Genomic DNA, 19,752 nt, shown 5'->3' with positions numbered 1-19,752 from the left:
ACGACCTCGTGCACCTGCTCGCCGAGCTGCTCGAGAACGCCACCTCGTTCTCCTCGCCGCAGACCAAGGTCAAGGTCACCGGTCACGCGCTGCCCTACGACCGGTTGCGTGCCGAGGTCACGCGGTAGACGTCGTACACGCCCTCGACTCCCCTGACCGCCTTCAGGACGTGCCCGAGGTGCTTCGGGTCACCCATCTCGAAGGTGAAGCGGGAGGTGGCGACGCGGTCGCGGGAGGTCTGGACGGCCGCGGAGAGGATGTTGACGTGCTGGTCGGACAGGACGCGGGTGACGTCGGAGAGGAGCCGGGAGCGGTCCAGGGCCTCGACCTGGATGGCGACCAGGAAGACCGAGGACTGCGTGGGCGCCCACTCGACCTCGAGGATGCGTTCGGGCTCGCGGGACAGTGACTCCACGTTGACGCAGTCGCTGCGGTGAACCGATACGCCACTACCGCGGGTGACGAAGCCGATGATCGGGTCGCCGGGGACGGGCGTACAGCAGCGGGCCAGTTTGACCCACACGTCCTCGACGCCCTTGACGATGACGCCCGGGTCTGCGCTGGAGCGCCGCTTGCGGCCGCGGGTGCGGGACGGCGGGACCGCCTCGTCGATCTCCTCGGTGGCCGCCTCCTCGCCGCCGAGCGCGGAGACCAGCTTCTGCACGATGTTCTGCGCGGAGACGTGCCCCTCGCCGATCGCCGCGTACAGCGCGGAGATGTCGGCGTAGCGCATCTCGTGGGCGAGCGTGACCAGGGAGTCGCCGGTCAGGATGCGCTGGATCGGCAGGTTCTGCTTGCGCATCGCGCGGACGATGGCGTCCTTGCCCTGCTCGATCGCCTCGTCACGGCGCTCTTTGGAGAACCAGGCCCGGATCTTGTTGCGGGCGCGCGGGGACTTGACGAAGTTCAGCCAGTCCCGGGACGGTCCCGCTCCGGCCGCCTTGGAGGTGAAGACCTCCACGAGGTCGCCGTTGTCCAGGGTGGATTCGAGCGGTACGAGCCTGCCGTTGACCCGGGCTCCTATGGTGCGGTGGCCCACCTCGGTGTGCACCGCGTACGAGAAGTCCACCGGGGTGGCCCCGGCCGGCAGCGCTATCACGTCGCCCTTGGGCGTGAAGACGAAGACCTCGTTGCGGGAGAGGTCGAAGCGCAGGGACTCCAGGAACTCGCCGGGGTCCTCGGTCTCCTTCTGCCAGTCGAGGAGTTGGCGCAGCCACGCCATGTCGTTGAGATGGTCGTCCTTGCCGGTGGACCGGGGCTGGTCGGAGCGCACCTTGGAGGCGCCGGCGACGGCCTCCTGCTTGTACTTCCAGTGCGCGGCGATGCCGTACTCGGCGCGCCGGTGCATGTCGAAGGTGCGGATCTGGAGTTCGACCGGCTTGCCGTTGGGCCCGATGACCGTCGTATGGAGCGACTGGTACATGTTGAACTTGGGCATCGCGATGTAGTCCTTGAACCGCCCCGGAACCGGGTTCCAGCGGGCGTGGACGGTGCCCAGGGCCGCGTAGCAGTCGCGGACGGTGTCCACCAGGACGCGGATGCCGACGAGGTCGTAGATCTCCGCGAAGTCGCGACCTCGTACGATCATCTTCTGGTAGACGCTGTAGTAGTGCTTCGGGCGCCCGGTGACGGTGGCCTTGATCCGAGCCGCGCGCAGGTCGGACTGCACCTCGTCGGTCACTATGGCCAGGTACTCGTCGCGCTTGGGCGCCCGCTCGGCCACCAGCCGTACGATCTCGTCGTACATCTTGGGGTAGAGGATCGCGAAGGCGAGGTCCTCCAGCTCCCACTTGATGGTGTTCATGCCGAGGCGGTGGGCGAGCGGAGCGTAGATCTCCAGCGTCTCGCGCGCTTTCTTCTCCTGCTTCTCGCGCTTGAGGTAGCGCATGGTGCGCATGTTGTGCAGGCGGTCGGCGAGCTTGATGACCAGGACGCGCGGGTCCTTGGCCATGGCTACGACCATCTTGCGCACGGTCTCGGCCTGCGCGGCCTCGCCGAACTTCACCTTGTCCAGCTTGGTCACGCCGTCGACGAGCAGGGCGACCGAGTCGCCGAAGTCGCGGCGGAGCTGGTCGAGGCCGTACTCGGTGTCCTCGACGGTGTCGTGCAGTAGGCCCGCCATGAGGGTGGCCGGATCCATGCCCAGCTCGGCGAGGATCGTCGTCACGGCGAGCGGGTGCGTGATGTACGGGTCGCCGCTCTTGCGCTTCTGGCCGCGGTGCCAGCGCTCGGCGACCTGGTAGGCCTTCTCGATCTGCCGGAGCGTCGCGGTCTCGATCTTCGGGTCGTTGCTGCGCACTATCCGCAGCAACGGCTCCAGGACCGGGTTGTACGGGTTGGAGCGCTGGACACCGAGACGGGCCAGGCGGGCGCGGACGCGGTTGGAGGAGCCGGTGCGGGCGGGCTGGCCGGCGTTCGGACGCACGGCGGGCGCCGTCGACGTGGGGCGCTCGGGAGGGACGGGCTTGGGCCTGACCGCCTCGGCCGGCTTGTCGGCCGGTGCGGACTGGGCGTGCTCGACCGGCCCACGCGCGTCGTTCGTCACGCTCTTCGCGTCCGGCGCGGGCTTCGCCGCCGGGGCCGAGGCGGGCTCGGGCTTGGCGGCGGTCAGGGGCTGGGCCTCGTCTGCCAAGAGGACTCCTCGTGCGCGATCCGGGTCCCCCGGTCAGGCTCCGGAGATCCCATGGTAGCGATCCTGCGCGTCGGCATCGCCTTCAGCCTGATGTGAGGGCCGTCTACCTGTGGAACGTGCGGGGCTGCGGTCCGCATTCCGCCGGGGAGCTACAGGTCTCTTGGCGGCTGACGCGCCGTTGTGGCTGGTCGCGCAGTTCCCCGCGCCCCTGGGTGTGAAAAGGCCGCCCCGGATATGCCGGGACGGCCCTTTTCGTACTGCACTGCGGGGTCAGACCACTAGCAGTGCCTCTAGAGGAGCCCCCGCCAGGGCCGGCTCCAGACGAGCCCGGCCGTTCAGGAAGCCCAGCTCCATCAGGACCGCGAGGCCCGAGACCTCCGCGCCCGCGCGGCGGATCAGTTGGATCGCCGCCTCGGCTGTGCCGCCCGTGGCCAGGACGTCGTCCACGATCAGGACGCGGTCCCCGGCGGACAGATCCTCCGCGTGGACCTCGATCTCCGCCGAGCCGTACTCCAGGTCGTACGCCTGGCTGAGCGTGGCCCCGGGGAGCTTGCCCGCCTTGCGTACGGGGATGAAGCCCAGGCCCGCGCGGACGGCGACCGGGGCGCCGAGGATGAAGCCCCGCGCCTCCAGACCGACGACCTTCGTGGCACCGGTGTCCGCGGCGATCCCGGCGAGCGCGTCCGTCAGCGCGGTGAACGCCGAAGGGTCCGCCAGGAGCGGGGTGATGTCCTTGAACATCACGCCCGGCTCCGGGTAGTCCGCCACATCGCGGATACGGCTGAGCAGCAGCTCCTCGATGCCCGTCATCGGCGCTTCCCCGACGGACGGCCCCGGCCCCGGTTGCGGGACGCGGGCTGGCTGCGCGGACCGACGACCGCGTGCGCGGAGTCCTCCGGCTCACCGTCGTCCACGGCGTCGCCGCGGGCCTCCGCGAGCTCCTCCTCCACGTCGGCCTGGGCACGCTTGGCCAGGACCCGCTTCTTGAGGGCCTTCATCGCCGGCTCGCGCTCCTTGAGGTCGGCGACGAGCGGGGTGGCGATGAAGATCGAGGAGTACGCACCGGCGGCCAGACCCACGAACAGCGACAGCGAGATGTCGTTGAGCGTGCCCGCGCCGAGGAAGCCGCCACCGATGAACAGCAGGCCCGCCACCGGCAGCAGCGCGACCACCGTGGTGTTGATCGAGCGGACCAGGGTGCCGTTGATCGAACGGTTGGCGATGTCGCTGTAGGTCCAGCGGCTCTGCTTGGCGATGTCCTTCGTCTGCTCCTTGAGCGAGTCGAAGACGACCACCGTGTCGTAGAGCGAGTAACCGAGGATGGTCAGCAGACCGATCACCGTGCCCGGTGTGACCTCGAAGCCCACGAGGGCGTAGATGCCGACCGTGATGGTGATGTCGTGGATCAGGGCCACCAGTGCGGCGACGGCCATGCGCCACTCGAAGGCGATCGCCAGATAGATCACGACGAGGACCATGAAGATCGCCAGGCCCTGCCAGGCCTTGTTGGCGATCTGGTCGCCCCAGCTGGGACCGACGAGGTCGGCGGCGATCTTCTCGGAGTCGACCTTGAAGTCGGCGGCGAGCTTGCTCTTGATCTGGTCGGACTGCTGGGTGTCCATACCGGCGATCTGGATGCGCAGCGTGCCGTTGCCGAGCTTCTGCACGACCGCGTCGTGGCCGGAGGCCTCCTTGGCGTAGTCCTCGGCCTGGGAGACGGAGACGCTGGTCTTCGGGGTGGTGAAGACCGCGCCGCCCTGGAAGTCGATGCCCATGTTGAGGCCGCGCACCGCGAGACCGACGATCGCCGTGATGGTGATCAGGATCGAGATGCCGTACCAGAGCTTGCGGTGACCGATGAAGTCGTAGCTGATCTCGCCACGGTGCAGTCGGGCGCCGATGTTGCCGAGTTTCGACATGGTCACGCCTCCTTCGTGTGGGCGGGGGCGGGACGGCGGGTGCGCCTGAGCGGTGGCTGCGCACCGAGGCTCTTCGGGTCGAGGCCGGACCACTTGTGGCCGCTCGCGAAGAACTTCCGGCGGGCGAGGAGCGTCATCAGGGGCTTGGTGAAGAAGAAGACCACGACGACGTCGAGCACGGTGGTCAGACCGAGGGTGAAGGCGAAGCCCTGGACCTTGCCGACGGTCACGACGAACAGCACCGCGGCGGCGAGGAACGACACGAAGTCGGAGACCATGATGGTGCGCCGGGCACGCGGCCAGGCCCGCTCGACGGCGGGACGCAGCGAGCGGCCCTCGCGGATCTCGTCGCGGATGCGTTCGAAGTACACGATGAACGAGTCCGCGGTGATGCCGATGGCGACGATGGCACCGCAGACGGCCGGCAGGTTCAGCGCGAAGCCGATGGTCGGGCCGAGCAGCGCCATGATCACGTAGGTGAGGACCGCGGAGACGAGCAGCGAGGCCATCGCGACGATCGACAGACCGCGGTAGTAGGCCACCAGGTAGATGACGACCAGGAGGAGGCCGATCGCGCCGGCGAGCAGACCGGCGTGCAGCTGCTCACCGCCGAGCGCCGCGGTCACCGTGGTCACGCTCTGCTCCTGGAAGGAGAGCGGGAGAGCGCCGTACGACAGCATGTTGGCGAGGTTCTGGGCCTCGTCCTGGGTGAAGCTGCCGGAGATCTGGGCGTTGCCGCCGGTGATCGCCGAGCTCACGTACGGGCTGGAGACGACCTGGCCGTCCAGGACGATGCCGAACTCGTTCTGCGGCTGGGTGTTCTTCGCGAGCTGGCCGGTGATGTCGGCGAACTTGTCGGCGCCCTTGCTGTTGAAGGTCATGGTGACCTGCCAGCCGGCGGCGGTCTGGGTGTCGAAGACCGCCTGGGCCTTCTTGACCTCGGTGCCGTCGACGGCGGCCGGGCCGAGCAGGTACTTGTACCAGACGCCGGAGATCTCGCCGCAGCCCAGGGTGGTCTCGGCGGGCTTGGCGCCCTCGCCGGCCGTGGTGCGCTGGGCCTTCTTCGAGCAGTCCAGGGCGGTGTACGCGGCCTGGAGCTTGGCGTCGGAGGAGGTGCCGGTGCTCGCGGAGGCGGAGGGGCTCGACGAGGCCGAGGAGGAGGCGGACGCGGAGGACGACGGGGTGGAGTCGGCCTTCAGCGAGTCGGTGACCGCGCGGCCCTGCGAGGTGGCGGAGGCCGACGGGGAGGACGAGGAGGTCGCCTTCTCACCGGTGCCGGACGCGCTCGAGGACGGGCTCGGGGAGGAGCTGGCGGAGCCGCTGGCGGACGCGCTCGGGGAGGTCGTGGCCGCTGCCGCGCCGGTGGCCTCCTGGGCCAGGACGGGGCGGAAGTAGAGCTTCGCGGTGGTGCCGACCTGCTCCCGGGCCTCCTTGGAGTTGGTGCCCTTCGGGATGTTCACGATGATGTTGCGGTCACCCTGGGTCTGCACCTCCGCCTCGGAGACGCCCAGACCGTTGACACGGCGGTTCATGATCTCGACCGCGGTGTCCATGTTGGCCTTGTTGATCGCGGACCCCTGGTCGGCCTTGGCCTCCAGCGTGATGCTGGTGCCGCCGGCAAGGTCGATGCCGAGGCGCGGGGTGGTGTGCCCGGAGAGGAACATCCCCCCGGTGAGCGCCACGATGGCGATCAGGATGAAGGCCAACGAGCGCCCTGGCTTGCTCTGGGCGCTCGCGCTCCGGCCTCTTTTAGGTGCTGCCACCTTCTCGTACTCCCTCTCGAGCCGCCTCACGCCGGGTCAACGGGGCGAGCGGCCATGACATGGTGTCGGGATCCCGTGCGAGTCACGCGGGCCCCGGGGCGCGCGGAGCCGGTCCGCGCGCCCCGGGAGCAGCGACTACTTCGCGTCGGTGTCGCCGTCGGTCTTCTTCGGCTCGTCGTCCGACTTCGCCTCGGCGGCCTCGGTGGGCGCGTCGGCGGGCTCCGCAGCGGGCTCCTCGGCGGTGTCCTTCTTACCGAGATCCTTACCGAGGTCGACGGACTTCTCGTCGGAGGCGGCGGCAGCTTCGTCGGCGGACTCGTCGGTCTCGGCGGGATCGGTAAGGGAGGAGGCGTCGTCCGGGACGACGTCGGAGTCGGACTTCAGGTCGTGCTCGACGCCGTGGACGATGCGGTTGTACTCGTCGTCGGTGAGGACGGCGCCGATGGCGTTCTTGGCGAAGAGAAGCTCCACCCCCGGGCCCGCGTCGAGGAGGACGGTGTCGTCGCCGACCTCCTTGACCGTGGCGTACATACCCCCGATCGTGCGGACGCCGCTGCCGGGCTGCATGTCGTTCCGCATGTTGGCGGCCTGCTGCTGCTTCTTCTTGGCCGACCGGGTCATCAGGAACATGGCCCCGATGAGCACGATGAACGGGAGGAGGGTCACGAGACTCACGGGTCGGAACTTCCTTCACGCGACCGCGGTGTGAGCGGCCTGATGGTTGGGGTGTGTACGCCGCCGACAAAGGCGGCATCGGCGGAGTCTAAGCGAGTCCGCGCGCAGGGAACAACGCTCAGCATGGCACCTGGGTTCCTGACCGGGCCAATGCCCGCACCGTCACGATGCCGTCACGTCCCGAACAGGTCCTGTTGTCCGTTTCCTGTGGACGCCGGGCGGGGCGGGGTGAGGCCGAGATGGGCCCATGCGGCGGGTGTGGCGACGCGGCCGCGCGGGGTACGGGCCAGCAGGCCCTCCCGGACGAGGAAGGGCTCGGCGACCTCCTCGACGGTCTCGCGCTCCTCCCCCACGGCGACGGCGAGGGTGGACAGGCCGACCGGGCCGCCGCCGAACAGCTTGAGCAGGGCCTCCAGGACGGCGCGGTCGAGGCGATCGAGGCCGCGGGTGTCGACCTCGTAGACCTGGAGCGCGGCCGCGGCGATGTCCCGGGTGATGATCCCGTCGGCCTTGACCTGGGCGTAGTCGCGCACCCGGCGCAGCAGGCGGTTGGCGATGCGGGGCGTGCCGCGGGAGCGGCCGGCGATCTCGGCGGCGCCGTCGGTGTCGATCTCGACGTCCAGCAGGTTGGCCGAGCGGTGGATGACGCGCTCCAGCTCGACGGGTTCGTAGAACTCCATGTGGGCGGTGAAACCGAAGCGGTCGCGCAGCGGGGGCGGCAGCAGGCCCGCGCGGGTGGTGGCGCCGACCAGGGTGAACGGGGGCAGCTCCAGGGGGATGGCGGTGGCGCCGGGGCCCTTGCCGACGATGACGTCGACGCGGAAGTCCTCCATCGCCATGTAGAGCATCTCCTCGGCGGGCCTCGACATGCGGTGGATCTCGTCGAGGAAGAGGACCTCGCCCTCCTGGAGGGAGGAGAGGATCGCGGCGAGGTCGCCGGCGTGCTGGATGGCGGGGCCGCTGGTGATGCGGATCGGGGCGTTCATCTCGGCCGCGATGATCATCGACAGGGTGGTCTTGCCGAGGCCGGGGGCGCCGGAGAGCAGGACGTGGTCGGCGGTGGCACCGCGCGCGCGGGCGGCGCGCAGCACCAGGTCGAGCTGTTCGCGGACCTTCTCCTGGCCGATGAACTCGCCCAGGTCCTTGGGGCGCAGGGCGGCCTCGACGGCCTGGTCCTCGCGGTCGGCGACAGAGTCCACCAGCCGCTCGGGGGCGGTCGCGTCGGTGGTGTCGTCCCAGTTCACTGACGTTCTCCTAGCGGGCGCGGTTCAGGGTCTGCAGGGCGGCCTTCAGCAGTTGGCCCACCTGGGGCGCGCCCTCGGCGGCCTCGGCCTGCGGGGTGACGGCGGCGACCGCCTCGTCGGCCTCGCGGGTGGCGTATCCGAGGCCCAGCAGGGCGGCGTGCAGCTGGTCGCGCCAGCCCTGGCTGACGGGGGCGCCGATCGCGGGCGCCCCGATCGGCTCGCCCAGCCGGTCCTTGAGCTCCAGCAGCAGCTTCTGGGCACCCTTCTTGCCGATGCCCGGTACCGCGATCAGCGCCTTCTCGTCGCCGGTGGCCACCGCCCTGCGCAGCGCGTCCGGGGTGTGGACGGCCAGCATCGCCTGGGCGAGGCGGGGGCCGACGCCGCTGGCGGTCTGGAGCAGCTCGAAGACCTGGCGTTCGTCGTCGTCCACGAAGCCGTACAGGGTGAGGGAGTCCTCCCGTACGACGAGCGAGGTGGCGAGCTTGGCGGGCTTGCCGAGCCGGAGCGTGGACAGGGTGTTCGGGGTGCACTGGACGGCCATGCCCACACCGCCCACCTCGACCACCGCGGCGTCGGGGGCGAGGGCGGCGACGGTGCCGCTGACGAACGCGATCATGCGAGACGGCCTTTCGGTGCTGCTTTGGCTGCGTGCAGGGCCACGGCCTGCTGGAGTCGGTTCTGCGCGGGGGCGCGCCAGATGTGGCAGATGGCGAGCGCGAGGGCGTCGGCGGCGTCGGCGGGCTTGGGCGGCGCGTCCAGCCGCAGGAGGCGGGTCACCATGGCGCCGACCTGGGCCTTGTCGGCGCGGCCGCTGCCGGTGACGGCGGCCTTGACCTCGCTCGGGGTGTGCAGGGCGACGGGGATGCCGCGGCGGGCGGCGCACAGCATGGCGACGGCGCTGGCCTGGGCGGTGCCCATGACCGTACGGACGTTGTGCTGGCTGAACACCCGCTCCACGGCGACGCATTCGGGCCGGTGCGTGTCCAGCCACTCCTCGATGCCCTGCTCGATCGCGACGAGGCGGTGCCCCAACTCGGCGTCCGCGGGCGTGCGTACGACACCGACACCGACCATCGTGAGCGGCCGCCCGGCGACGCCCTCGACGACACCGACACCGCACCGCGTGAGTCCGGGGTCCACCCCGAGTACCCGCACCGCGTCCCCCTTCGTTCGATCGCCTGTTTGTGCAGGCTATCGGGTGCCACCGACAACCTCCGACAACGCGACGGGCCGACGGGGTGTGTCCCGTCGGCCCGTTCGAATCCGGAGCGTTGGCTCAGGCGTCTACCTTCTCCATGACCTCGTCGCTCACGTCGAAGTTGGCGAAGACGTTCTGGACGTCGTCGCTGTCCTCCAGGGCGTCGATCAGCTTGAAGATCTTCTTGGCGCCCTCCTCGTCCAGCTCGACCTGCATGGTCGGGACGAAGTTGGCCTCGGCGGAGTCGTAGTCGATGCCCGCCTCCTGCAGGGAGGTGCGGACCGCGACCATGTCGGTGGCCTCGCTGAGCACCTCGAAGGACTCGCCCAGGTCGTTGACCTCCTCGGCGCCCGCGTCGAGCACGACCTCGAGCACGTCGTCCTCGGACAGCTCGCCCTTGGGGACGATCACGACGCCCTTGCGGTTGAAGAGGTACGACACCGAGCCCGGGTCGGCCATGGAGCCGCCGTTGCGCGTCATGGCGACGCGGACGTCGGAGGCGGCGCGGTTGCGGTTGTCGGTGAGGCACTCGATGAGCACCGCGACGCCGTTCGGGCCGTAACCCTCGTACATGATCGTCTCGTAGTCGGCGCCGCCGGCCTCCAGGCCGCCGCCGCGCTTGACCGCGGAGTCGATGTTCTTGTTCGGGACCGACTGCTTCTTGGCCTTCTGGATGGCGTCGTAGAGCGTGGGGTTGCCCTCGATGTCGACGCCGCCCATACGGGCCGCGACCTCGATGTTCTTGATCAGCTTCGCGAAGAGCTTGCCGCGCTTGGCGTCGATCACGGCCTTCTTGTGCTTCGTCGTAGCCCATTTAGAGTGGCCGGACATCTGCCTGTCTCCTTCGCGTAACCCATCCCTGCAACCAACGCCTGAGATCCTACAAGGATCCCGCGACCCGGTTCGCGCGCACCATGTCGACAAAGAGCGCGTGCACGCGGTGGTCGCCGGTCAGTTCCGGGTGGAACGACGTGGCGAGCGCGTTGCCCTGGCGGACGGCGACGATGTGGCCGTCGTGCTCGGCGAGCACCTCGGTCTCGGCGCCGACGGACTCGACCCAGGGGGCGCGGATGAAGACGCCCTCCACAGGATCGCCCTCGATGCCCTTCACGTCGACCGCCGCTTCGAAGGACTCGTTCTGACGTCCGAAGGCGTTGCGGCGCACGATCATGTCGATGCCGCCGACCGTCTCCTGGCCCGAGCGCGGGTCGAGGATCTTGTCGGCGAGCATGATGAGGCCCGCGCAGGTGCCGTAGACGGGCATGCCGGCGCGTACGCGCGCGCGGAGGGGCTCCATCACGTCGAACAGGACGGCCAGCTTGGAGATGGTGGTGGACTCGCCGCCGGGGATGACGAGGGCGTCGACCTCGGCGAGTTCCTCGGGGCGCCTGACCGGCCTGGCCACGGCGTCGGCCGCGGCCAGGGCGATGAGGTGCTCCCGTACGTCGCCCTGGAGTGCGAGCACTCCGACAACGGGATCGGTCATTACCAGCCTCGGTTGGCGTAGCGCTCGGTCTCGGGGAGGGTGTCGCAGTTGATGCCGACCATGGCCTCGCCGAGGTTGCGGGACGCGTCCGCGATGATCTTGGGGTCGTCGTAGAAGGTGGTGGCCTTCACGATGGCGGCGGCGCGCTTGGCCGGGTCGCCGGACTTGAAGATGCCGGAGCCGACGAAGACGCCCTCGGCGCCGAGCTGGCGCATCAGGGCCGCGTCGGCGGGGGTGGCGACGCCGCCGGCGGAGAACAGCACCACGGGGAGCTTGCCGAGTTCGGCGACTTCCTTGACCAGCTCGTACGGGGCGCGCAGGTCCTTGGCGGCGGCGTACAGCTCGTTGTTGTCGTAGCCGCGCAGCCGGGCGATCTCGTTCTTGATCTGGCGCAGGTGGCGGACGGCCTCGACGACGTTGCCGGTGCCGGCCTCGCCCTTGGAGCGGATCATGGCCGCACCCTCGGCGATCCGGCGCAGGGCCTCGCCCAGGTTGGTGGCACCGCAGACGAACGGGGTCGTGAAGGCGAACTTGTCGCTGTGGTTGACCTCGTCGGCCGGGGTGAGGACCTCGGACTCGTCGATGTAGTCGACGCCGAGGGACTGCAGGACCTGGGCCTCGACGAAGTGGCCGATGCGGGACTTGGCCATGACCGGGATGGAGACGGCCTCGATGATGCCCTCGATCATGTCCGGGTCGGACATCCGGGCCACGCCGCCGTCCTTGCGGATGTCGGCGGGGACCCGCTCCAGGGCCATGACGGCGACGGCGCCCGCGTCCTCGGCGATCTTCGCCTGCTCCGGCGTGACGACGTCCATGATCACGCCGCCCTTGAGCTGCTCGGCCATGCCACGCTTCACGCGCGCGGTGCCGGTCTCGGGGGCCTGGTTCTCACTGGTGGACACGGGTTGACCTCACTGGAGTGAAAGAGGATCTCTGCACCACCGAGAAAACGCGACCGGACCAGTCCACTGCAAGGGCCAATGAGGAGGCGGTGGATCCTTTTCGCCCCCAGAGCCCGCTCCAGTCGGAGTTCTCCCAGGTCAGAACACCGGGACCATCGGGTGTGAGGACGGGCACCCAGGCCTCGTCGGCCTCGGCCAGGCGGGACTCGTCGAGATCGAGGAGAGACGGCGGCCAGGTCAGGCCCCGGGAGCCGGCGCCCTGCACCTGGTAGACCACGCCGGTCGGGGACGCGACGATCACGAAGACCGTGCCGTTGGCGTTGCCCTCCAGGTCGAGGAAGACGTGGCGTCGGTGGTCCGGCGTCACTGGGGTGTGCGGTCGGCGAGGGTGGGTGGGGGTTCGTCGTCCATTTCGAAGGCCATCGGGAAGGGGGCGTGGCCGGCCAGGCGGAACCAGCGGACCTTGCGGTGCTCGCGCAGGCGGCGGGCCGCGCCGACGGCGTCGTTGTGGAAGCGGCGGGCCATGGGGACCCGCAGGACGGCCTCCGTGAGCTCGTGTGCGGCCGCCTCTCCCCCGGGCGCCTCCCGGACCGCCTCGACCTGCTGCGGCTCCGCGAACACGGCCCTCAGCGCCTGGCTCAGCTCGCTCTCGGCGACCTCCCGCTGCTCCTCCTCGGCCTGCCGGGCCGCGTGCGCGGCCTCGTACAGCACGATCGACGCGGCCGGGTCGAGCACGCCCGAGGTGGCCAACTCCTGCGTCACGGACGCCCGCCGGAGCAGCTGGGCGTCCAGCGCGGCCCGGCTCGCGTCGATCCGCGCGTGCAGCCGGTCGAGCCGCCCGGCGGTCCAGCTCAGGTACAGGCCGATCGCCACGAGGGCGACAAGGATCCAGATGAGGGTTGCGGTCACGGGCGGCAGACTAGCGGCGCGGGTCCGCCGGGCGGCTCAGCGGGGCGCGGCTGCGGGAGCCGCCCGTCTGGTGAGACGCACGCGGCAGGGCAGCGGTGTCCCGACCGCACCCACAGGCCGACAGCACACCGAGGACACACCTGGCGCCACGACCGCGCCCCCGGCACGACAGACCGACCGCTCACGAGGACCGACGGCCGAGCTGCACCTGCCATGTACGCGGCGCCCGGGCAACGCCCCCCGTCCCCCGTCAGTCCCGCGCCAACCCCAGCCGCGCCCGCAGCCCCGGCCCCCGGTCGTCCTCCGCCGCTGCCACCGCCGCCGCGCCCGCGGTCACCGTCTCGTAGACCGACAGGATGTCCGCGCCGACCGTCGACCAGTCGAACCGCCGTACGTGCGCGCTGCCGCGCTCGCGCAGTTCGGCGAGGCGGGCCGGGTCGCCCAGGAGGCGTACGGCCGCCTCCGCGAGCGCGTCCGCGTCCTCGTTGGCGAAGAGTTCGCCCGCCGCGCCCTGGTCCAGGACCTGGGCGAAGGCGTCGAGGTCGGAGGCGAGCACGGGAGCGCCCGCCGACATCGCCTCGACCAGGATGATCCCGAAGCTCTCCCCGCCGGTGTTGGGAGCGACGTACAGGTCGACGCTCCGCAGGAAACGCGCCTTGTCCACGTCGCTGACCATCCCGAGGAACTCGACCCGCGCGCGCAGCTCCTCGGGGAGCGTCTCGACGGCCTCCTCCTCGTCGCCCCGGCCGGCGACCAGGAGACGGGCCCGTGGACGCTCGGCGAAGATCCGAGGCAGGGCCTTCATGAGCACCGGCAACCCCTTGCGGGGCTCGTCGATCCGCCCGACGAAGCCGATCGTGTCGCCCTGCCACTCGGGATTCGGCTTGGCCTTGGCGAAGAAGTCGACGTCCACCCCATTGGGGATCACCACCGCGTCGCCGCCCAGGTGCTCCACCAGCGTGCGCCGGGCGTACTCGCTCACGGCGATCCGCGCGCTGATCTTCTCCAGCGCGGCCTGCAGGATCGAGTACGCGGCGATCATCGCGCGCGAGCGCGGGTTCGAGGTGTGGAAGGTGGCGACGATCGGCCCCTGCGCCGCCCAGCAGGTCAGCAGCCCGAGCGAGGGCGAGGACGGCTCGTGGATGTGCACGACGTCGAACTCCCCGTCGTGCAGCCACCGTCGCACGCGTGCCGCGCTCAGGAAGCCGAAGTTCAGCCGGGCCACCGAGCCGTTGTAGGGCACCGGCACCGCACGCCCCGCCGAGACGACGTACGGCGGCAGCGGGGTGTCGTCGTCGGCCGGGGCCAGCACGGACACGTCGTGGCCGAGCCCGATGAAGTACTCGGCGAGATCGCGGATGTGGAACTGGACGCCGCCCGGCACGTCCCAGGAGTACGGGCAGACGATGCCGATCCTCACGGGCGGGCCCCGTCCGACGGGCGGGGCTCGAGATCCTTCAGCCACAACCGCTGCAGCATGTGCCAGTCCTCCGGATGGTCGGCGATCCCCGAGGCGAAGGCATCGGCCAGCGCCTGTGCCATGACAGACGTCTTTTCGGCGCGCGTACCTGTCTCGGGTACCTCGATCGGGGGATGCACCCGTCCCTGCATGACGGGCGAGCCGTCGTACCAGAGCGTCACGGGCAGCAGCAGGGCGCCGGTCTGCTGGGCGAGGAGCGCCGGGCCCGCGGGGATGCGGGTGGCCTCGCCGAAGAACCGGACCTCGACGCCCGAGGAGGACAGGTCGCGCTCGGCGACCAGGCAGACCAGGCCGCCGTCCCGCAGCCGCCGGGCAAGCGTGCCGAAGGCGGTGCCGCCGCTGTGCGGGAGGACCTCCATGCCGAGGCCCTCGCGGTAGGCGACGAAACGGTCGTAGAGCGTCTCGGGCTTGAGCCGCTCGGCGACCGTCGTGAACGGCGTCTCCAGCTTGGTGGTGACCCACGCGCCGGCGAGGTCCCAGTTGCCCATGTGGGGCAGCGCGAGGATGACGCCCCGGCCCGAGGCGAGCCCCTCGGTCAGGTGGTGGAGGTCCTTGGGGTCGAAGCCGCCCTTGATGCGCTCCTTGCTCCAGGCGGGCAGCCGGAAGGACTCCATCCAGTAGCGCAGATACGACCGCATGCCCGCGCGGGAGAGTTCGGCGAGGCGCTCGGGGCTCGCGTCGGGCACCACGCGCGCGTAGTTGCTCTCCAGCCGCAGCACGCCCTTGCCGCGCTTCTTCCACGCCAGGTCGGCGATGCTCCGGCCGAGGCGCACGGCGACCGGCTCCGGCAGCTTCTTGACCACGCCCCAGCCGAGACCGTAGAGCGCGTCCGTCAGCCGCTCCTGAGCGCTCACTTCGCGGCCTCGCTCCCCTGAGCCGGAGCCTGGGCGGGGGCTTGGGAGGGGGCCTGGGCCGAAGCCGCGTCCGGAGCGTTCTCCTGGGCTGCCGCCGCCGCGGCCGCCTCCTCCGCCTCCGCCGACTCGCGACGGACCGTGACGACCCGCTGGATCAGCGTGACCAGGCTGCCCACGGCGACGATCCACAGGGCGACCGGCAGCAGGTACTGGATGCCGGGCACGCCGAACTTGTGCAGCCCCGCCAGACCGGCCGCGACCAGCGAGATCACCAGCCGCTCGGCGCGCTCCACCAGGCCGTTGACGGCGACCGGCAGCCCGATCGACTCACCGCGGGCCTTGGTGTACGACACCACCTGGCCGCTGGCCAGGCAGAAGATCGAGACCGCGCACAGGGCGATGTCGTCGCCGCCACCGGCGTACCAGAGGGCGAAGCCGCCGAAGATCGCGCCGTCGGCGACCCGGTCGAGCGTGGAGTCCAGGAAGGCGCCCCAGCGGCTGGAGCGGCCGAGCTGGCGGGCCATGTTGCCGTCGACGAGGTCGGAGAACACGAAGAGCGTGATCACGACCGTGCCCCAGAAGAACTCGCCCATGGGGTAGAAGACCAGCGCGCCCGCGATCACGCCGGCGGTGCCGAGGAGCGTGACCGTGTCGGGGCTGACGCCCCGGCGGATGAGAAACGCGGCGAACGGTGTGAGGACACGCGTGAAGAATGCACGCGCGTACTTGTTCAGCATGGCCTTCCCGAGGGTCGGTGTGGCCGGCTCGGCCCCTGCTGGCCACCGGCTGGCCCATCGTAGCCACGCGCGCGCGTGTGCGACGGCCGGGCACTCGCACACGGGACCGACGCGCACCTGAAGGGGACCCACGGGCACGATCGCGTCCGCTGTATGGACGCACCGTGACGGGAGTGGAAAGCTCGAAGGACCGCGGGCGTCATCGGAGCCGCCACCGCACGCGGCCCGTCATGCCCGCGCCCACAGCGACCTCACCGTGCTCGGGAGGCAGGATCATGGGCGACAAGGCGAACGCACACCCCGGAGCCGCCGGCAGGGCTACAGCGGCCGACCACCCCGCGTCCGTACGGAATGTGGTGCTGGTCGGCCACTCCGGTTCGGGCAAGACGACATTGGTGGAAGCCCTCGCGCTGACGGCGGGGGCGGTGAACCGGGCGGGCCGTGTGGAGGACGGCGGCACCGTCTCGGACTACGACGAGATCGAGCACCGACAACAACGCTCGGTACAGCTCTCCCTGGTGCCCGTCGAATGGGACGGGTTCAAGATCAATCTGTTGGACACCCCCGGATACGCCGACTTCGTCGGGGAACTCAGGGCCGGTCTGCGAGCGGCGGACGCGGCCCTTTTCGTCGTCTCGGCCTCGGACGGCGTGGACGGCTCCACGCGCATGGTCTGGGAGGAGTGCGCGGCCGTCGGCATGCCCCGGGCGATCGTGATCACGCATCTGGAGTCCGCGCGGGCGGACTTCGACGAGATGACGCGGATCTGCGCGGAGGCCTTCGGCGGGGACGACCCGGACGCCGTCCTGCCGCTCTACCTGCCGTTGCACGGCCCGCAGGGCCCCGACGGGCACGCGCCCGTGACCGGGCTGACGGGGCTGCTGTCGCAGAAGCTGTTCGACTACTCGTCCGGGGAGCGCAAGGAGTCGGAGCCGGGCGAGGACGTGCTGCCGCAGCTGGAGGAGGCCCGCAACCGGCTGATCGAGGGGATCATCTCGGAGAGCGAGGACGAGACCCTCATGGACCGCTATCTCGGCGGTGAGACGGTCGACTTCAAGACGCTCGTGGAGGACCTGGAACGGGCCGTCGCGCGCGGGGTGTTCCACCCCGTCCTGGCCGCCGCCCCCGCGGCCGAGGGCGCCAAGCAGGGGCTCGGCACGGTGGAGCTCCTTGAGCTGATCACCGGCGGCTTCCCGACGCCGTTCGAGCACCCCACGCCCGGGGTCACCACGATCGACGGCAAACCGCGCGAGATCAAGGCGTGCGACACCGAGGGGCCGCTGGTCGCCGAGGTCGTGAAGACCGCCTCCGACCCCTATGTCGGCCGGATCTCGCTGGTGCGCGTCTTCTCGGGCACCCTGCGCCCCGACGAGACGGTGCACGTCTCCGGGCACGGGCTCGCCGACCGCGGGCACGAGGACCACGACGTCGACGAGCGGATCGGCGCGCTCTCGGCCCCCTTCGGCAAGCAGCAGCGCTCGCTCACCCACTGCATCGCGGGCGACCTCGCGTGTGTGGCCAAGCTCAGCCGCGCGGAGACCGGCGACACCCTCTCGGCCAAGGACGATCCGCTCCTGATGGAGCCCTGGGAGATGCCCGACCCGCTGCTGCCGCTCGCCATCGAGGCGCACAGCAAGGCGGACGAGGACAAGCTCTCCCAGGGGCTGGCCCGGCTGGTCGCCGAGGACCCGACCATGCGGCTCGAACAGAACCAGGACACCCACCAGGTCGTGCTGTGGTGCCTGGGCGAGGCGCACGCCGACGTGGCGCTGGAGCGGCTGCGCAGCCGCTACGGCGTGCAGGTGGACCTCGTACCGCACCGGGTGTCGCTGCGGGAGACGTTCGCCGACAAGTCGGCCGGGCGCGGGCGGCATGTGAAGCAGTCCGGTGGGCACGGCCAGTTCGCGATCTGCGAGATCGAGGTGGAGCCGCTGCCGGGCGGTTCGGGCATCGAGTTCGTGGACAAGGTCGTCGGCGGGGCCGTACCGCGGCAGTTCATCCCCTCGGTCGAGAAGGGCGTACGGGCGCAGGCGGCCAAGGGGGTGGCCACCGGCCATCAGCTCATCGACGTACGGGTCACGCTGCGGGACGGCAAGGCGCACTCGGTGGACTCCTCGGACGCCGCGTTCCAGACGGCCGGCGCGCTGGCCCTCAGGGAGGCGGCCGGGGACGCGCGGATCCATCTCCTGGAGCCGGTGGCCGAGGTGTCCGTGCTGGTCGGCGACGACTACGTGGGCGCCGTGATGAGTGATCTGTCCGGGCGGCGCGGCCGGGTGCTCGGCACGGAACAGACCAACGGCGGGCGCACGTTGATCAGGGCCGAGGTGCCCGAGATCGAGATCGGGCGGTACGCCGTGGACCTGCGGTCCCTGTCGCACGGCACCGCGCGCTTCAGCCGCTCCTACGCCCGGCACGAGCCCATGCCGCCGCAGATCGCCGAGAGGATCCGTGAAGAGGCGCGCGACGCCTCGTAGTTGATGCGGGAAACACCCCAGAGGGCGGACGCAAACACCACAAAGGGCGTACGCGGAACGCTTCCTTCCGTGTCGGCGGGCGGTTTCGACCGTCCGCCGACGAATGTCGGTGCCTGCGGATACGCTGATGACCTGATCAACAGGTGTGCGAAGCAAGGAAGTCGGGAAGCTCGCAAGAGCGGGTCCGGCAGCGATCGGGGGCGGGAATGACCGTTGAGAGCGGTTACGCGGACATCTTCGGTCCGCAGGTGCCGCGCACGGGCGACGAGGCGCAGACGGCGACGTTCGCGCTGGCCTCGGCCGCCTATCGGGACAATCCGGTGGAGGAGATCCTCAAGGCCAACAACGAGTGGCACGAGTCGGCGGTCAAGGGCGGCCGCCCCTGGGCCAAGATCTTCCGGCCCAACCTGGGCGAGGCCTTCTCCACGGCGGTGATCGGCCGGATGCTCGGCGCGGGCCGCAAGCCCCTCATCCAGTCGTTCGGCGCCGAGCCTGGCGTCGTGGTGGAGCACGCCCTGGCGGCGAACAACATCCGCCGGGAGCGCGACAACTGGCTGAGCGCGGTCATGGTGCTGTGCGGGGTGCTGTTCCTGCCCGGACTCCTGGTCTGGCTGCTGGTCTTCACCCTGCGCACCAACGTCTCCCGGCGCGAGGACAAGCGGGCCGGCACCCTGGCCACCGCGCTGCTCGTCGCGGTGGGCGCGCTCGCCGTGATCTTCCTGCTGCGCATGCCGTTCTCGGGCTTCTGGGGCTGGTACGCACGCGCGTGCGTGGTCCTTCCGGTGGTCGGCTGGTTCTGGGCCAAGCAGATCTGCGAGCGCACCGCGAAGGACCTGCGGGAGCGCTGGTCCAGCCTGCTGGCCGGCAGCAGCGTCGGCGCGAAGGTGCCCGAGGCGGTGCCGAGCAGTCCCGGCGAGACGGCGGCCGAGCAGCTGCGCCAGTCCCTCGCCCGGCTCAGCGCCGAGCAGCAGTCCAACTCGGTCTTCTACGCCGGCCCCAAGGGGATACTCGGCATGGGCACCCGGTGGGGCAGCTGGCAGCTCGCCGAGGACCTGGTGTCCGCCGACCCGTCGCGGGAGATCCATCCCTTCCGCAGCTGGGACGTCGTCCGGTCGATCCACGACCAGCTGCGCATGCTGGAGCGCAACACCATCAACACCGGCGGCTTCCCGAAGCCCTCCATACGCCACTGGATCGTCACCCCGATCGCGGAGGGCGCGAAGGAGGTGTCCCGGCCCGGCGGCACGGACGTGGACGCGTACCAGATCAAGTCCCACGCGATACAGGACATCTGCAACAAGCAGCAGTTCGGCGGCGGCGACCGGCACTACCTGGGCGTGCAGTGGACGCTGTGGGAGGGCCAGCTGGTCCTCACCATGCTGATCACGGTCACCGTGCTGCACGAGACGCTGCGCATCGAGGTCACCGGGCACGCGCTGGGCCCGGTGCACGGGCTGTTCACCTCGAAGCCGGCGG

At 70.5% G+C, this 19,752-nt stretch carries 18 protein-coding genes; 2 read left to right on the top strand and 16 right to left on the bottom strand.

What is annotated here, in order from left to right; all coding sequences use genetic code 11:
• Positions 1-94: 94 nt before the first annotated feature.
• From ABZ896_RS45295 to pgsA, 16 genes are all read right to left on the bottom strand, one after another.
• A complete protein-coding gene (locus tag ABZ896_RS45295; protein ID WP_360942657.1) occupies positions 95-2,632 on the bottom strand; it encodes a bifunctional (p)ppGpp synthetase/guanosine-3',5'-bis(diphosphate) 3'-pyrophosphohydrolase in 2,538 nt (845 codons plus the stop codon).
• A 270-nt stretch (positions 2,633-2,902) separates the two neighbouring features.
• Positions 2,903-3,442: an adenine phosphoribosyltransferase gene (locus ABZ896_RS45290; RefSeq protein ID WP_360942654.1), complete on the bottom strand. Its 540-nt coding sequence runs from the start codon at positions 3,440-3,442 to the stop codon at positions 2,903-2,905.
• Entirely contained in the window at positions 3,439-4,551 is a 1,113-nt protein-coding gene (gene secF, locus ABZ896_RS45285; RefSeq protein ID WP_360942651.1) for a protein translocase subunit SecF, read from the bottom strand. Before secF ends, ABZ896_RS45290 begins: the two co-directional genes overlap by 4 nt.
• A 2-nt stretch (positions 4,552-4,553) precedes the next feature.
• Positions 4,554-6,314 carry a protein translocase subunit SecD gene (gene secD, locus ABZ896_RS45280; RefSeq protein ID WP_360942648.1) on the bottom strand — a complete coding sequence of 587 codons (1,761 nt, stop codon included), beginning with the start codon at positions 6,312-6,314 and terminating at the stop codon, positions 4,554-4,556.
• 135 nt (positions 6,315-6,449) lie between these two features.
• Positions 6,450-6,989: a preprotein translocase subunit YajC gene (gene yajC / locus ABZ896_RS45275; RefSeq protein ID WP_360942645.1), complete on the bottom strand. Its 540-nt coding sequence runs from the start codon at positions 6,987-6,989 to the stop codon at positions 6,450-6,452.
• 173 nt (positions 6,990-7,162) lie between these two features.
• Complete coding sequence (ruvB, locus tag ABZ896_RS45270; RefSeq protein WP_360942642.1) at positions 7,163-8,233, bottom strand: Holliday junction branch migration DNA helicase RuvB; 1,071 nt, start codon at positions 8,231-8,233, stop codon at positions 7,163-7,165.
• Positions 8,234-8,243: 10 nt separating this feature from the next.
• Positions 8,244-8,849, bottom strand: coding sequence for a Holliday junction branch migration protein RuvA (ruvA, locus tag ABZ896_RS45265; protein ID WP_360942639.1), 606 nt, complete (start codon positions 8,847-8,849; stop codon positions 8,244-8,246).
• Positions 8,846-9,388 carry a crossover junction endodeoxyribonuclease RuvC gene (ruvC, locus tag ABZ896_RS45260; protein ID WP_360942636.1) on the bottom strand — a complete coding sequence of 181 codons (543 nt, stop codon included), beginning with the start codon at positions 9,386-9,388 and terminating at the stop codon, positions 8,846-8,848. The genes ruvA and ruvC overlap by 4 nt, the downstream gene beginning before the upstream one ends.
• Positions 9,389-9,509: 121 nt before the next feature.
• The gene (locus tag ABZ896_RS45255) at positions 9,510-10,262 is read right to left on the bottom strand and encodes a YebC/PmpR family DNA-binding transcriptional regulator (protein WP_286258385.1); all 753 of its coding nucleotides are present in this window, start codon (positions 10,260-10,262) and stop codon (positions 9,510-9,512) included.
• A 49-nt stretch (positions 10,263-10,311) separates the two neighbouring features.
• Positions 10,312-10,917, bottom strand: coding sequence for a pyridoxal 5'-phosphate synthase glutaminase subunit PdxT (gene pdxT / locus ABZ896_RS45250; RefSeq protein ID WP_360942632.1), 606 nt, complete (start codon positions 10,915-10,917; stop codon positions 10,312-10,314).
• Positions 10,917-11,822, bottom strand: coding sequence for a pyridoxal 5'-phosphate synthase lyase subunit PdxS (gene pdxS, locus ABZ896_RS45245; protein ID WP_360942629.1), 906 nt, complete (start codon positions 11,820-11,822; stop codon positions 10,917-10,919). The genes pdxT and pdxS overlap by 1 nt, the downstream gene beginning before the upstream one ends.
• Complete coding sequence (locus tag ABZ896_RS45240) at positions 11,809-12,189, bottom strand: DUF6210 family protein (RefSeq protein ID WP_360942626.1); 381 nt, start codon at positions 12,187-12,189, stop codon at positions 11,809-11,811. The genes pdxS and ABZ896_RS45240 overlap by 14 nt, the downstream gene beginning before the upstream one ends.
• On the bottom strand, positions 12,186-12,740 hold the full coding sequence (locus tag ABZ896_RS45235) for a hypothetical protein (RefSeq protein WP_360942660.1): 555 nt from the start codon (positions 12,738-12,740) through the stop codon (positions 12,186-12,188). Before ABZ896_RS45235 ends, ABZ896_RS45240 begins: the two co-directional genes overlap by 4 nt.
• A gap of 241 nt (positions 12,741-12,981) precedes the next feature.
• A complete protein-coding gene (locus ABZ896_RS45230) occupies positions 12,982-14,151 on the bottom strand; it encodes a glycosyltransferase family 4 protein (protein ID WP_360942623.1) in 1,170 nt (389 codons plus the stop codon).
• Positions 14,148-15,065 (bottom strand): phosphatidylinositol mannoside acyltransferase, encoded by a 918-nt coding sequence (locus ABZ896_RS45225; RefSeq protein ID WP_360942620.1) that lies wholly within the window; start codon positions 15,063-15,065, stop codon positions 14,148-14,150. The genes ABZ896_RS45230 and ABZ896_RS45225 overlap by 4 nt, the downstream gene beginning before the upstream one ends.
• Positions 15,062-15,802, bottom strand: a complete 741-nt coding sequence (pgsA, locus tag ABZ896_RS45220; RefSeq protein WP_360942617.1) for a phosphatidylinositol phosphate synthase — start codon at positions 15,800-15,802, stop codon at positions 15,062-15,064. Before pgsA ends, ABZ896_RS45225 begins: the two co-directional genes overlap by 4 nt.
• A 275-nt stretch (positions 15,803-16,077) precedes the next feature.
• Between pgsA and ABZ896_RS45215 the strand changes: the two genes are divergently transcribed.
• Positions 16,078-18,276, top strand: coding sequence for an elongation factor G-like protein EF-G2 (locus tag ABZ896_RS45215; protein WP_360942614.1), 2,199 nt, complete (start codon positions 16,078-16,080; stop codon positions 18,274-18,276).
• A gap of 206 nt (positions 18,277-18,482) precedes the next feature.
• A partial coding sequence (locus ABZ896_RS45210; RefSeq protein WP_360942611.1) for a hypothetical protein occupies positions 18,483-19,752 on the top strand: 1,270 nt, incomplete at its 3' end.

It is taken from the genome of Streptomyces sp. NPDC047072 (assembly GCF_040643855.1).
In the GTDB taxonomy this organism is placed as follows: Bacteria; Actinomycetota; Actinomycetes; order Streptomycetales; family Streptomycetaceae; genus Streptomyces.
This window is presented reverse-complemented; position numbering and strand designations above follow the sequence as displayed.